The organism is Leucobacter alluvii (genome assembly GCF_039530485.1).
GTDB lineage: Bacteria > Actinomycetota > Actinomycetes > Actinomycetales > Microbacteriaceae > Leucobacter > Leucobacter alluvii.
In genome coordinates, this window is sequence record NZ_BAAAOP010000012.1 from 141,120 (window position 1) to 155,091 (window position 13,972).

Below are 13,972 nucleotides of genomic sequence, written 5' to 3' on the forward strand. Positions count from 1 at the left end.
CGGGAGTGCGTTCGGTGGGGTGGGGAGTCGTGGGTGGTTCAGCCCGTGGCTGCGGGCACGCGTGCGATCCGGCGACTCGCCATGCGCTGGCACAGAGCGAGCAGAATCTCGAGCACGAGCGTCAGCGCGATGACGAGGAGGGCACCGGCGAGCATGAGCCCGTAGTCCCGCGACTTCAGCCCGGAGAACAGATACCGGCCGAGACCGACGTCGGAGGTGTACGCGGCGAGCGTCGCCGTCGACACCACCTGCAGGGTCGCGGCGCGCACGCCGCCGATCATCACGGGCAGCGCGAGCGGGAGCTCGACCCGAAGCAGCACCTGCACCGGGCTGAACCCCACGGCTTTCGCGGCTGATGGGATCGATGGCTCGATCGCGCTCACTCCCGCGTACGCCCCGGCCAGCAGGGACGGGATTGCGAGCACGATCAGCGCGAGCACGGGCGCGGTGATGCCGATCCCGAGCGCGAGGCCGAACAGGGTGAGCACGCCGAGCGTCGGCAGCGCGCGCGCGGCGCCCGCGAGTGCTCCGACGGCGCCGGCCCCGCGACGGGTGTGCCCGATGACGGCGCCGAGCGGAAGCGCGATGATACTCGCGAGCAGGAGCGCTCCGAGGGCGAGGGCGAGGTGCTGCAGCAGTCGCGCGGGGATGCCCCCGTTTCCGCTCCAGTTCGCGGGGTCGGCCAGCCAGGCGATGGCGTCGGCGAAGAGGTTCACGCGCGCTCCCCCGCCTCTGCCGCGGCAGCCGGACGGTGCCGATCAGCCGAGCGCTGCGACACCCGGCGGGTCCACGGCGTCAAGGCCCGACCGATCGCGAGCACCACGACGTCGAGCAGCAGCGCGAGCAGCACGGTCGCGATGACGCCCGTCCAGATCTCGGCGAAGATGCCACGCTGAAACCCGTCGGTCAGCAGGGTGCCCAGGCTCTGCACCCCGATGAGCGCACCGAGCGTGACGAGACTGATCGTCGACACCGACACCACGCGGATGCCAGAGATCAGCACGGGTACCGCAAGCGGCAGGTCGACCCGCCAGAACAGCCCGCGAGGCGCGAACCCGATCGCCAGCGCAGCGTCGCGGAGCTGGCCGTCGACTGAGGCGAATGCGTCGCACGCCGTGCGCACGAGGAGAGCGACGCCGTACACGCTCAGAGCGGCGACCATCGTCTGCCACGAGCGCAGCGAAGTGCCGATGACCGCCGGGATGATGATGAGCAGGGGAAGCGCGGGAATGGCGTACGCGAGGGAGGCGACCGAGAGCAACGGGCCGCCGAGCCGTGGCTTGCGGAACGCCAGGCGCCCGATCGGCACCGCGATGATCACGCTGATGAGGATCGCCGGCACACTCAGCAGGAGGTGCTTGACGGCGAGTTCGAGCACGAACTCCCAGTTCGCAATCGGCCAATTCACGGTTCGAGCACTCCGACGGGACGACCGGTCGCGTCGACGGCGAGGCGCTGGCCGCCGTCCTCGACGATGTGCAGGCGGCGCTCGCCGCGGTCAGCGCCCACGAAATCGCGCACGAAGTCGTTCGCCGGGCTGCCGAGAATCTCGGCGGGGGTGCCGCGCTGCGCGATCCGGCCGCCGGCTTCGAGCACGACGACCTCGTCTCCGAGCAAGAACGCTTCGTCCACATCATGCGTGACGAAGAGGATGGTCTTGCCCAGCTCGGCCTGCAGTCTCAGCAGTTCTTGCTGCAGCTCGCGACGCACGATCGGGTCGACAGCCCCGAACGGCTCGTCCATGAGCAGGATATTCGGATCGGAGGCCAGTGCGCGGGCGACGCCGACGCGCTGCTGCTGGCCGCCGGAGAGCTGCGCCGGGTATCGCTCGGCGAGCGCCGGATCCAGCCCGACTCGTTCGAGGAGCGCACCCGCAGCCCGTCGCGCTTCGCGGCGCGAGGTCCCGGTGAGCACGGGCACCGTCGCGACGTTGTCGGCGACGGTGCGATGCGGTAGCAGGCCGCCCTGCTGCAGCACGTACCCGATGGAGCGCCGCAGATCGACGGCGTTGCGATCGCGCACGTCTTCACCGTCGATGAGCACCCGGCCGGAGGTCGGTTCGACCATCCGGTTGACCATGCGCATGAGCGTGGTCTTGCCCGATCCGGAGGAACCGACCAGCACCACCGCGCGATGCGACGGGACGGTGCACGAGAACTCGTGGACAGCGGTCGCACCGCCTGGGAACACCTTCGAAACCCGTTCGAACTCGATCACGTGGCCCCCTCGGTGCTCGCGCCGAAGGCGGCGCCGTGCTTAAACCCTAGTCCTCCAGGGGTGGAGGTGTACAAGCCCTTGTGATCGAATCGTGCTCTCCGTTATGCGCCCCGACGGCCTGCGCCTGGAGCGAGTCCAGTGCTCGTCCCGCTTCAGACCGCGAGGGCCGCGGCGAGCGCTTCGCGCACCCGGGCGATGCCGCGGTCGAGCTCCTCCGCGGTGATGGTGAGCGCCGGCAGGAACTTGAGCACCTCGTCTCGGGCACCGGACGTCTCGATGACCACGCCCCGAGCGAACGCCTCCTGGGAGACGGCACCGGCGAGCTGAGGTCGAGACGGCGACGCGAGGCCGTACATCAGCCCGCGGCCGCGCACGGTGAACCCGGCGGCCGGGAATTCCTCGGCGATGCGTTCCAGCGCTGCGCGCAGTTGCGTCTCGCGCTCGGCGATCGCATCGGTGAAGGCGGTGTCGGCCCAGTACGTTTCCAGAGCAACGCGTGCAGAGACGAAGGCGAGATTGTTCCCGCGGAACGTGCCGGTGTGGGCGCCCGGCTTCCAGACGTCGATCTCCGGCCGCATCAGCAGGATCGCCATCGGCAGGCCCGACGCCGAGATCGACTTCGACACGGTGACGAGGTCGGGCACGATGCCCGCCTGCTCGAAGCTGAAGAACGCACCGCTGCGCCCGACGCCCGACTGGATGTCGTCGACGATGAGCAGAATGCTGCGCTCCTCGGTGATCGCGCGGAGACGCTGCAACCACTCGGCACGTGCGACGTTGATGCCGCCCTCCCCCTGAATGGTCTCGACGATCACCGCAGCGGGGAGGTCGAGACCCGACCCCGGATCGTCGAGCATGCGCTCGAGCAGGTCGAGGGTGTCGATGCCGCCGCCCAGGTACCCGTCGTACGGCAGTCGTGCGACGTCGCCGAGCGAGACACCGCCCGCTGCACGGTACTTCTCGTTCCCGGTGGCGGCGAGCGCACCGAGGCTGAGGCCGTGGAAGCCGTTGGTGAAGGCCACCACATTCTGTCGCCCGGTCGCCTGGCGCGCGAGCTTCAGCGCTGATTCCACCGCGTTCGCCCCCGTCGGGCCGGTGAACTGGATCTTGTAGTCGAGGCCGCGCGGTGCGAGCACCAGACGCTGGAACGCTTCGATGAAGTCGCGTTTGGCGGATGTCGCCATATCGAGGCCGTGGATGATCCCACCGCTCTGCAGGTACTCGACCAGCGCACGCGTGAACGCCGGATTGTTGTGCCCGTAGTTGACGACGCCGGCGCCGCTGAAGAAGTCGAGGTACTCGCGGCCGTCTTCTGCGGTGAGCACCGAACCCTGCGCGCGTTCGAAGACGACGGGGAATGAACGAATGTACCCGCGCACCTCGGACTCGTACTGATCGAACACTGCAAGGTCGCTCATGGATCCAGCTCTCTCTTCTACCTTCGCGATGCGCGGGGATACCGCGCCGGCCTCGATCCGGCGCGGGGTGAAGCGCCGATCTCTTCCTACCGAGGATAGGCGGTTTCCCGGGCTCTGCGGGCCAGGCGGGCGGCGAGAGGTACGAACCTCTGAAATGAGTGGAGGATTGGCCGCGTCTTCGCGTACGGGCGTGAACCGAGGTTCTCGAGCGGCCAATCCTCCAGCGAGGTGCAGGACACCTCGGCAGCTGCATGCTCCCAGTCGCTAGGGGGGGGGGTGGGTGGTCCTGCGAGCATGTGCTGCACTGCAATACTCGCTCGCCGGTGCTCTCATGAGACGCCAGTGCCGGCACAACCCGGAGCGCAGGCCTGCTTTGCAGTATCCGGAGCGGTGGGCTCCGCATTCGTCGAGTCCTTCGACAGCATCCGCCTGGCGTGTCTGCGCATCGTCCGTGTCGCGGGTTATCATGCAGAATGCTCTCATTCGGCTCGGGCAACGACGATGCGGTCCCCGCTCGTGCGACGCTGTCTGAGCGAGTGCAGCGTCTTGGGACGTTCAGTTGGGCGGCCCTCGGCGCGATCCTCCTCGCCCTCGCGATCGCGTGCGGAATCAGTGCACTCGGCGGCATTCTGGTGCCGCTGCTGATCGCGGTGGTCCTCGGCGCAGTCTTCGAACCCATGATGGTCGCGTTGCGGCGTCTTCGGCTCCCGGCTTCTGCGGCGGCTGCCATCACCCTTCTGGCCGCCGTCACCGTCGCTGTGGGCCTCGGCTTCGTGATCTTCCTCGGCTTCACCCAGCAGCTGCCCGAGATCTCTCAGCAGCTGTGGGAGAGCTGGCGTCGTCTCCTCGCGACCCTGAGATCGTCCGGTATCGACGCCTCGTGGATGAACCAGGTGCGCGAGTCGGCGAATCACTCCTTGCCGCAGCTCGGGTTCGGACTGCTCGGAGTGTTCACGAGCGCGTTCTACGGATTGGTCACCTTCGTCGTGAGCACGTTCCTCGCCCTGTTCTTCCTGTTCTTCACGCTGCGCGACAGCAGCGTGTTCCCCGTGTGGCTTGCACGGCGGACGGGCGTTCGGGAACGCATCGTGATCGAACTCGACGGCATCACACGCCGTTCGCTCCGTCAGTACTTCAAGGGCGTGGCGGTCACCGCTCTCATCACCGCCCCGATCTTCATCGTGCCGTTGCTCCTGCTCAGAGTGCCGCTGCTCGTACCCATCACCATCCTGTACTTCGCACTCTCCTTCATCCCGTACATCGGAGCCTGGATCACCGGCGCGTTCGCCGTGCTGGTGGCGTTCGGATCGGGTGGCGCCTTCGCCGCGCTGATCGTCGGAGCGAGCCTGGTGGTCTCCAACGGCACTGTCCAGAGCATCGTGAGTTCGTGGGCCCTCGGCGCGACGTTGCGGCTCCACCCTGCAGCGGTGCTGCTCGCCACGCTCGTCGGGGGCACCGTCGCCGGTGTCCTCGGAATGGTGCTCGGGCCTCCGCTGATCGCGATTGCGCGGCAGGCGCAGGGAATCGTGCGGGCTCCGCGCGCGAACGGGCGGGGAAGGGACGGCGATCCGGGGCCCGCGCCGTCCTGATGCGCGCGCAGCACGCAGCGATCGCGCCTTCGCCTGGGTTGTCAAGGGGTGCTGGAAAATGTCCGACTGCGTTTGACTGAGACGACTTGGGCATTTCTTGTCAGGGGACCTTCCTCCGCTACCTGAGGTGAATTCAGGAGCTGGTATGGGATCGATACGCTACGACGGACTCACGACCCACTTCGAGGATCGACTCCTCTCCCACCTGCAGATCGTCATCGTGCAGAAACTCATGCGCGAAGAGTCTTTCCTCATGTCGTGGAAGGACAGCGCGAACGCCGGGGACGGGCGGAGTTCGATCTGGCTCTCGCCGGACGTCTCCATCACGTTCAAGTTCTTGGGAAGTCGCGTTCCCGAAATCAACAAGGACTGGCTCCTGCGTCTCGGTGAATCCGCCAATGCCACCACGGGTCTCCTCGTGACCAAGGAGGATGGCTCGCTCGCGGAAGCGGAAGGGAACCAGTACCCGGGGAACCTGCGCGAGCATCGGTAGGCACTCACGGGGCAGCGGTGCCGCATCGGTGGGACCCGTCAGTTCAGGAGTGCGCTGGCACCGAGTTTCGCCTCGAGCGAGTCTCGACTCGTCACGCCCAGCTTGCGCATGATTCGATACATGTGGCTGTCCACGGTGCGGACGCTGACCACCAATCGCGACGCGATCTCGTGGTTGCTGAGGCCGTTCACCGCGAGCGTCGCGACTTCTTTCTCCCGCTTGGAGAGGGCCATGCCCATGCCGCCAAACCGGGTGGTGTTGAAGACCCGGCCGCTGAACCTCGCCCGAAACTTCCGTTCGTCTCCCAAGGCTTCGTCGCGACGCTCGAGCCGCTGCTCGTCGGCGAACAGCTCAGCGGCCCGGCCGTAGGCGGCCAGCGCCATGCCGGTTCGGCGGTACCGCTCGAGAGCGCGTGCGGCTTCGAGCATGGCATCGGCGTCGCCCTGCAAGCCTGCCTCGAGATACCGCCCCTGCGCTGCGAGCACCACCGCCTCGGGGTGCTGATCGAGCAGGTGCAGCGCCTCAGCGAGGCGATCGGCGTCCATCTTCATCTCCAGCGAGGCGAGCATGCCGATCTGCGCAGCGAACACCGCCCCGCGATCGCGCAGCGCTGTCGACGCTTCCCACAGCGCATTGGCCGCGCTCTCGGCGTCGCCGTCGAGTATCTTGACCTGCGCTTCGGCCCAGGCCGGGCTCTGCATCGGCAGCGCAAGATCTTCGGTATGCCCCGACCGCAAGAGATCAGCGTACTTCGTGCAGAGCGCCACCTGGCCGCGCGCCGCCGCGAGGATGCAGGCCGAGATGAGAACGGTGGCGCGGCTTCCCGGCGGCAGCGGAGCGAGCTCACCCGTCGAGAGCGCGACGTCCAGGAGCTCTCCATGCGCCCGCATATCGCCGCTGTGCAGATGCGAGAACGCGACAGCACCGGCGAAGGTGCGAAACGAGTGCACGTCGAGGTTTCCACGCGCCTCGTCGAGCCCGTTGTTCAGATCTCGACTTCCGGCTTCGTACGCCCCCTGCGCGAGCAGGCTGATGCCCTGCACCGAGCGAGCCGCGGCGCGTTCACCCTGTGGATCGAGGCGACGAAGTTCGTCGTACACGCGATTTCCGTCTGACAGTCGACCGGCGATGATCAGGACGCGGAGCTGCGTTTCGAGGAGCGCGGTCTGCACCGGCACCGGCAGGTCATCGGTGACTTCGAGTACGATCTCGAAGCCGTCGGGAACGGACCGGAAATCGGCGAGGATGCTGATGCGCTTCGCGTCGAGCATCCTGCCGTAGCTGGCGAGTTCGCGGGCGTGCGCGTCCAGGTACACGAGGGCTTCATCGATCTGACCACGGTTGTAGGCGAGCCAATCCGCCCGGCGGGAACAGTACTCGGCCCTGGCCGCGATATCGCCGCTTCTCTCATCGGTCTCGGCGAACACTCGCGCGATGCTCGGCTCTGAGGCGGCCATTCCGGCCTGCGTCAGGATGTCGACGTATGCGTTCGCGGTGTGAACGTCTGCGTTCTTCTCCCACTCGTACCCCGCCACGAGCTGCCGGGTCTTGAGTGATTCGCGCAGCATTCCGGCGAAAAGGGCGTCCTGTTTCTCGCCGGCGCCGTCCAGGTCGTTCCAGGTGCGCTCGAGCTCGAAATTGAGCGACGCACTTCCGAGGGCTGAGAGAATCTTCTCCGTCAGCCGGATGCGTCGCGCTGACAGCGGGTCATGCCTGAAGTAGCTGGTGAACAGCGGCGGCACGACGGAGACGTAGTTGTTCCGCGTCCCCTGCGCGAAGGCGATCATCGCCCGTTCCTCGAGCACCTCGAGCGTCGACCAGTCCACGAGCGTGCGCACCGTCTCGACGTCGGCAAGACCCACCATCGCGATGGTCTCCAGAGCATCTCGAGATGCCGCGTCGAGGCTCTCCAGGTGCATCTCCATGACGGCGCGGAGCGCTGGGCTCCACAGCTCACCGGTCGCGGTCCAGAGCCGACCATCGATCTGCACCAAGCGGTTCTCGCGCACGGTCACGTCGACCAGGGAAAGCGCGAGCCCCACGTTGCCGCCGGTCTTCGTGTAGAGACGTCTCGAGGTCCCGGGTTCGATGTCGGCACCGAGGTATTCACTCATGACCGCGTCGAGATCTTCGAATCGCAGTGGGAGCATGTCGATGACGTACGTCGGCGACAGCGTCGAAGCCGGAAGCCCGCTCGGAGTGTGCCGGGCTCGGAGACCCTGCAGGCGAGAGATGACGATGGGCACCCCGGTCGTGCGCCGCACGTATTCGATCACGCCCCACGAGACCTCGTCGAGGTCGTCCCAGTCGTCCAGGAAGTACGCGCTTCGCGCGTTCGCGACCTGCTCGGTCAGCTGGCGCCCGACGTCTTCGATGACCGCATCGATGCGTCGCGTCGGCGACAACTCGGCGATGCCGGACAGCGCGATCGCCGCAAATGGGTTCTGCTTGAGCGAGGCGACCCCGCGAATGCGATGCACCGTCCATCCGGCGTCTTCGAGCCTCGTCGCGAGGGCCTCCATGAACGCCGTGCGCCCACTCCCCCTGCTGCCGACGATGTCCACGCTCAAGCCGTTCTCGACCAGGCTCTGCGCCTTCGCGAGGCTGCGATCTCGACCTTTCACCGGGAGATCCCCTCTCCTCATCGACCACACCGTCCGCGGCCAACGGTAACACGCGAGCGGTCTCCGGCGTGAGGGAGAACATCGAAGTTGAAATTCGAGTGCATGCCGAGGACGGGGGCGAGCCAGCGGAACGATCGCGATGTGATCCGTGAATGTCTCGTGCGACTGGCGTGCATGACTCCCCCTACGTTCCCTAGGCGAAATTGAAGCCTATGGTTCCGAAGACGGGCGCCCGCGCAATAGCGCTGAGTTCCAGCGTCAGACGGAATGTTTCACGCGCGAAGCAACCGGTCGATAGGTAGCCGGCTCAGCCGATGCAGTACTGAAGCCGTGCGGGAAGTACTGGGAGTGCTCCCTCGTTGCGCAAGGAGGGAGGACGACGAAGGCCGGCGAGAGGAGTCCTCTCGCCGGCCCGTGAGGCGCGCTGACTACGAGCGCCAGCGCGTCACCGTCGCAGAATCAGGCGTCGACCGTCGCCGCTACCGCCTCGACTCCAGCCTCCAAGTTGCGACGCAGGGCAGCGCCGAGCTCGGCGTCGACCTGGCTCCAGTATCCGATCGCCCGCTCCCGAATTTCGGGGCTCTGCACACCGCCGACCGCACCGGTGATGGTTTCGAGGAAGCGCGCTCGAGCTGCAGCGTCGAACACCTCGCGGTACAGCGTGCCGGCCTGGCCGAAATCGTCGTCCTCCGCGTGCAGCGTCGCCGCCGTGCGCACGAGCTCGCCGTCAGATTCCCATGATCCGACGCCAGCAGCAGCCGCATCTGCACGCGGTCCGCCCTTCGAGTTGGGGGCGTAGACCGGCGTGCTCGGCGAGTTGAAGCCGTGGCGCTGCGCGCCATCCTGCGAGTAGTTGGCCACCGGGGCGATCGGGGCGTTCACCGGGATCTGGTTGTAGTTCGTGCCGACGCGGTACCGCTGCGCGTCGGGGTACGAGAAGACACGAGCCTGCAGCATGCGATCGGGGCTGATGTCGATGCCGGGCACGGTGTTCGCCGGCGAGAAGGCGGCCTGCTCGATCTGGGCGAAGAAGTTCTCCGGGTTGCGGTTGAGCGTGTGCACGCCGACCTCGATCAACGGGTAGTCCGCGTGCGGCCACACCTTGGTGAGATCGAACGGGTTGAACCGGTACGTCTTCGCTTCCTCGTACGGCATCACCTGGACCGACACCTTCCAGGACGGGAACTCACCGCGCTCGATCGCGTCGAACAGGTCCCTGCGGTAGTAGTCGGCATCTGCGCCGGCGATCGCCTCGGCCTCCTCGCTCGACATCTCGACATTGCCCTGCAGCGCCTCGAAGTGGTACTTGACCCAGAAGCGCTCGCCGGCCGCGTTGATCCACTGGTAGGTGTGCGAGCCGAAGCCCGGCATGTGGCGCCAGGAGCGCGGCAGACCGCGGTCTCCCATGAGGTAGGTGACCTGATGAGCCGACTCCGGCGAGAGCGTCCAGAAGTCCCACTGCATATCGGCGTCGCGCAGGCCCGAGCCGGGGAGGCGCTTCTGCGAGTGGATGAAGTCGGGGAACTTGATGCCGTCGCGGATGAAGAACACCGGAGTGTTGTTCCCGACGATGTCGTAATTGCCCTCCGACGTGTAGAACTTCACTGAGAAGCCGCGAACGTCGCGCCACGTATCCGGCGATCCCTGCTCACCCGCGACCGAGGAGAAGCGCTGCACGGTCTCCGTTCGGGCGCCCGGCTGGAACAGCGCGGCACGCGTGTAGGCCGAGACGTCGCCGGTGACGACGAACTCGCCGAACGCGCCGCCTCCCTTCGCATGCACGATGCGCTCCGGGATGCGCTCCCGGTTGAACTGCGCGAGCTTCTCGACGAGGTAGCGATCATGCAGAGCGATCGCGCCGTCTCGCCCTGCGGCGAGCGAGTGCTCGTCGCTCGCGACAGGCGTTCCGGTTTGGGTCGTGGTGTCGGGTGTACTCATGTTGCTCCTCGGGAGTTTCGCGCATGACGAACGGTGCCCCGAACTCGAGGCGATCCTGCGTATTCGACTATGCGGCCGAGGCGGCGCAGCCGGGGCAGATGCCCCAGAACGTCACCTCGGCGGTCTGTACGGTGAAGCCCCCCGTCTCCGACGGGGAGAGGCACGGCGTGTGACCGACGACGCAATCGACGTCGGCGATGGCTCCGCACTGGGAGCACACGACGTGATGATGGTTGTCGTTCACGCGCCGCTCATAGAGCGCCGCGGATCCTGCCGGCTCCACGCGTCGGGTCAGCCCCGCCGCGGTCAGGTCCGCCAGGATGTTGTGCACTGACTGGATCGATGTCGTCGGCAGCGCACTCGCGACCACTCGGAACACATGATCCGCGCCCGAGTGAGGCATGGAGGCGAGCGCATCGAGCACGGCCAGGCGGCCTGCGGTCGCTCGCAGACCGACGCCGCGCAGCGCTTCCTCTGTGCTCGTCTCCATACCGATCACCCTACGCGCCTGTTTTGAGTTATTCAAATAAAGGGTCGCGTGTCGCGCGGTTCGCGGTCAGGAACGGTCTCGAACGGCCTCGGCGATGGGAGTTGTTCCGGTATTGAAGCGGATCGTGCGGCGAATGGTCGTGTCATCGGCCAGCACTGCAGCGATCGTCGCGGCGACGTCGGCTCGTGCCACCGTCTCGCCATTCTCGGCGTCGACGTCAATGGCGCCCGCCGGCGGATCGAGCGTAAGACCGCTCGGTCCGAGCACGGTCCAGTCCAGTTCAGACTCCCGGAGATGCTCGTCAGCCTGGGACTTCGCCTCCGCGTAGGTGTAGAAGGCGTTCTCCGGGTCGACGCCGTGGTCGCGAGACGCGCCGAAGTAGGACACCATCACGTAACGCGGCACTCCAGCGCGAGCCGCGGCATCCATCGTGCGGATCGCCGCATCCCGGTCAACGGCCATGGTGCGCGCGGCGTCGCCGCCCCCGGCCCCGGCCGACCACACCACCGCGTCATGGCCCCGGACGACGTCGACGAGCGCGTCCACGTCGAGGTGCTCGATGTCGGCGACCCGCGGCTCGGCGCCGGCAGCGCGCACGTCCTCCGCCTGATCCGGATTGCGTATCACCGCCGTCACCGCGTCGCCTCGCTCCGCGAGGAGCGGCTCCGTCAGAAGCGCGATCTTGCCGTGTCCGCCGAAAATAATGATGCTTGCCATGGTCCCCACACTACGCTCGCCGGCACACGGTTTCTCCAGGAGCGGAACCGGTGGCAGCGCCCGCCGTAAGCGCACGGTCTGCGCGCGTCTAGCGCCCTGTTCGGCCGCGTGCAACGGGGTGCCGGGCTCGACCGAGATGCGGGAGGCTCGAGACGTCGGCCCGGAAACCGGGTCTCGACGGACGACGAACTCCCGAACCCAGGAGGTTTATTCATGTCACATCTCACCGGCAAGCGCGTAGCGGTTCTGGCAACCGACGGCTTCGAAGACTCAGAGCTCACGGAACCCATCTCCGCAGTGCAGGAGCACGGCGCGGAGGTCATCGTGGTGTCCACGAAGACCGGTTCGATCACCGGCAAGAACGGCCATGAGCAGGAGGTCTCGCTCACCTCGGCCGACGCGAAGGCGAGTGAGTTCGATGCGCTCGTGCTGCCAGGCGGCGTCGTAAACGGCGACCAGATCCGGCTCGATGCCGATGCGGTCGCCTTCACCAAGGACTTCTTCGCGCAGCACAAGCCCGTCGGCGCGATCTGCCACGGCGGTTGGATTCTCGCCGATGCCGATGTACTCAAGGGCCGCACCGTCACCTCGTACGCGAGCCTGCGCACCGACCTCCAGAACGCAGGAGCGACCTGGGTCGATGAGGAGGTCGTCGTGGATCAGGGACTCGTGACGAGCCGCACTCCCGATGATCTGCCCGCCTTCAACGCCAAGCTGGTCGAGGAGATCGGCGAGGGAGAGCATCCCGGCCAGACGGCGTAGGCCGCAGGCTCTGCACCGCACAGCGATGCCGCCAGCACCGGGCTCCTCCAAGAGCGCAACGGTCGCGGGCGGCATCGCTGCATGTTGCCTGCGGAGGGCTGCCAGCCGCGGGGATCAGGTGCCGCAGAACGTCACGTGCGCCGGGCCACCCACCGGCGCCGGACGCTCGAACCGCTCGAAGCCCTCTCGCACGGTGTACGGGCGCTCCAGCATCGAGAGCAGGTGTGAGAAGGGCTCCATGCCCCCCTCGGACGCAGCCTCGAGAGCCTCCTCGACGAGGTGGTTGCGAGGGATGTAGATCGGATTGACCTGATCCATCGCAGCGGGATCGGGTGCGGCCTGGAGCCAGCGATCGACCCAGCCCCCTGCCCCCTTGGTATGCGGGAGCACGTCGTCGAGTGCGGTGGTATCGCCCGAGCCGGCTCGCGCGAGCGCCCGGAAGAAGCTCGTGTAATCGATGCGATGCCGCTGCAGATCGGTGAGCATGTCGGCGGTCAGTTCCGCGAGCGCGCCGTCGTCGACGGCCGCGCGCCCTGCGGAACCCGCCAATCCCAGCTTGGCCCGCATACCCTCCATCCAGGCGTCGTTGTACACCGCCCCGAAACGGTCGAGCGATGCGACGGCGACCGCTTTCGCGGCTTCGACATCTGGCGCGAGGAGGGGAAGGAGCGTCTCGGCGAAGCGCGTCAGGTTCCACAGAGCGATCGACGGCTGATTGCCGTACGCGTACCGACGCTGGTGGTCGATCGAGCTGAATGCGGCCGCCGGGTCGAACGCGTCGATGAACGCGCACGGACCGTAATCGATCGTCTCGCCGGAGATCGTCATGTTGTCGGTGTTCATCACGCCGTGCACGAATCCGACGAGCACCCAGTGCGCGACGAGCCGCGCCTGCGCAGCGACGACCGCGTCCAGCAATCCGGCGTAGCGATCGGGCTCCCCCGAGAGCGCCGGCGCGTGCCGCTCGACCGCGTAGTCGGCGAGGCGGGCCAGCAGGGCTGCGTCGCCCTGCGCGCGCGCGAACTGGAAACTCCCGACTCTGAGGTGGCTGCTCGCCACACGCGTCAGCACCGCCCCTTCGAGCAACTCGCCGTCGCGCGGAACGCTCCTCCCCGTGGCGACCACGCCGAGCGCGCGGGTCGTCGGCACGCCGAGCGCCGCCATCGCCTCACCCATGAGGTATTCCCGAAGCATCGGCCCCAGCGCGGCGAATCCGTCCGCCCGCGCGAAGGGCGTGCGTCCCGATCCTTTGAGGTGCAGATCGCGCAGCCGCCCCGCCGGATCGCGGATCTCCCCGAGCAGCAGCGCGCGACCGTCGCCCAAGCGGGGCGAGTACGCGCCGAACTGGTGCCCGGCGTACGCCTGAGCGACGGGCTCACTTCCTTCTGGCAGCGCATTCCCGAGGAGGAAGCGGACGAGGGAATTCCCGGTGAAGCGGTGCGCATCGATGCCGAGTTCTTCTGCCAGGGCTTCGTTCCACACGACGATACGCGGCGATTCGGGGCGGAACGCGTTCCACGGCACTGACAGTTCGGGGAGCCGGGATGCGAACCCATGTTCGAGGGTGACGCCGGCTGCGCTCGGCAAGGGATCGAACGACGTTTCGGCGCCGCGAGCGCTGTCCGCGCGCGTCGGATCAGTCGAAACAGCAGGGGCCGGGATGCGAGGCGATTCTGGCATGTGGCGAGTCTACGGAGCGGGCGCTCATCAGGAACGGGCTGGAC

At 67.3% G+C, this 13,972-nt stretch carries 12 protein-coding genes; 3 read left to right on the forward strand and 9 right to left on the reverse strand.

Going from position 1 to position 13,972, the window contains the following annotated elements; translation table 11 throughout:
• Positions 1-38 precede the first annotated feature (38 nt).
• The 4 genes from ABFX18_RS11915 to ectB all read right to left on the reverse strand — a co-directional run bounded on the left by ABFX18_RS11915 (position 39) and on the right by ectB (position 3,635).
• Positions 39-716 (reverse strand): ABC transporter permease, encoded by a 678-nt coding sequence (locus tag ABFX18_RS11915; protein ID WP_346058428.1) that lies wholly within the window; start codon positions 714-716, stop codon positions 39-41.
• Positions 713-1,408: an ABC transporter permease subunit gene (locus ABFX18_RS11920; protein WP_200329836.1), complete on the reverse strand. Its 696-nt coding sequence runs from the start codon at positions 1,406-1,408 to the stop codon at positions 713-715. Before ABFX18_RS11920 ends, ABFX18_RS11915 begins: the two co-directional genes overlap by 4 nt.
• On the reverse strand, positions 1,405-2,217 hold the full coding sequence (locus ABFX18_RS11925; RefSeq protein WP_090147058.1) for an ATP-binding cassette domain-containing protein: 813 nt from the start codon (positions 2,215-2,217) through the stop codon (positions 1,405-1,407). The genes ABFX18_RS11920 and ABFX18_RS11925 overlap by 4 nt, the downstream gene beginning before the upstream one ends.
• A gap of 152 nt (positions 2,218-2,369) precedes the next feature.
• On the reverse strand, positions 2,370-3,635 hold the full coding sequence (gene ectB, locus ABFX18_RS11930) for a diaminobutyrate--2-oxoglutarate transaminase (protein WP_346058429.1): 1,266 nt from the start codon (positions 3,633-3,635) through the stop codon (positions 2,370-2,372).
• Positions 3,636-4,108: 473 nt separating this feature from the next.
• Between ectB and ABFX18_RS11935 the strand changes: the two genes are divergently transcribed.
• A complete protein-coding gene (locus ABFX18_RS11935) occupies positions 4,109-5,224 on the forward strand; it encodes an AI-2E family transporter (protein WP_346058430.1) in 1,116 nt (371 codons plus the stop codon).
• Between the two features lie 145 nt (positions 5,225-5,369).
• On the forward strand, positions 5,370-5,717 hold the full coding sequence (locus tag ABFX18_RS11940; protein ID WP_346058431.1) for a DUF7882 family protein: 348 nt from the start codon (positions 5,370-5,372) through the stop codon (positions 5,715-5,717).
• 38 nt (positions 5,718-5,755) lie between these two features.
• On the opposite strand, the gene ABFX18_RS11945 is transcribed toward ABFX18_RS11940, so the two are convergent.
• The 4 genes from ABFX18_RS11945 to ABFX18_RS11960 form a co-directional block, all read right to left on the reverse strand.
• The gene (locus tag ABFX18_RS11945) at positions 5,756-8,341 is read right to left on the reverse strand and encodes a LuxR C-terminal-related transcriptional regulator (RefSeq protein WP_346058432.1); all 2,586 of its coding nucleotides are present in this window, start codon (positions 8,339-8,341) and stop codon (positions 5,756-5,758) included.
• 459 nt (positions 8,342-8,800) lie between these two features.
• Positions 8,801-10,279 carry a catalase gene (locus ABFX18_RS11950; protein ID WP_090147047.1) on the reverse strand — a complete coding sequence of 493 codons (1,479 nt, stop codon included), beginning with the start codon at positions 10,277-10,279 and terminating at the stop codon, positions 8,801-8,803.
• Between the two features lie 67 nt (positions 10,280-10,346).
• Positions 10,347-10,769, reverse strand: coding sequence for a Fur family transcriptional regulator (locus tag ABFX18_RS11955; RefSeq protein ID WP_346058433.1), 423 nt, complete (start codon positions 10,767-10,769; stop codon positions 10,347-10,349).
• A 66-nt stretch (positions 10,770-10,835) separates the two neighbouring features.
• A complete protein-coding gene (locus tag ABFX18_RS11960; protein WP_211650261.1) occupies positions 10,836-11,486 on the reverse strand; it encodes an SDR family oxidoreductase in 651 nt (216 codons plus the stop codon).
• A 213-nt stretch (positions 11,487-11,699) separates the two neighbouring features.
• Here ABFX18_RS11960 and ABFX18_RS11965 point away from each other — a divergent pair, with 213 nt between their 5' ends.
• Positions 11,700-12,248: a type 1 glutamine amidotransferase domain-containing protein gene (locus tag ABFX18_RS11965; RefSeq protein ID WP_346058434.1), complete on the forward strand. Its 549-nt coding sequence runs from the start codon at positions 11,700-11,702 to the stop codon at positions 12,246-12,248.
• Between the two features lie 114 nt (positions 12,249-12,362).
• On the opposite strand, the gene ABFX18_RS11970 is transcribed toward ABFX18_RS11965, so the two are convergent.
• Positions 12,363-13,928 (reverse strand): protein adenylyltransferase SelO, encoded by a 1,566-nt coding sequence (locus ABFX18_RS11970; RefSeq protein WP_346058435.1) that lies wholly within the window; start codon positions 13,926-13,928, stop codon positions 12,363-12,365.
• Positions 13,929-13,972 lie beyond the last annotated feature (44 nt).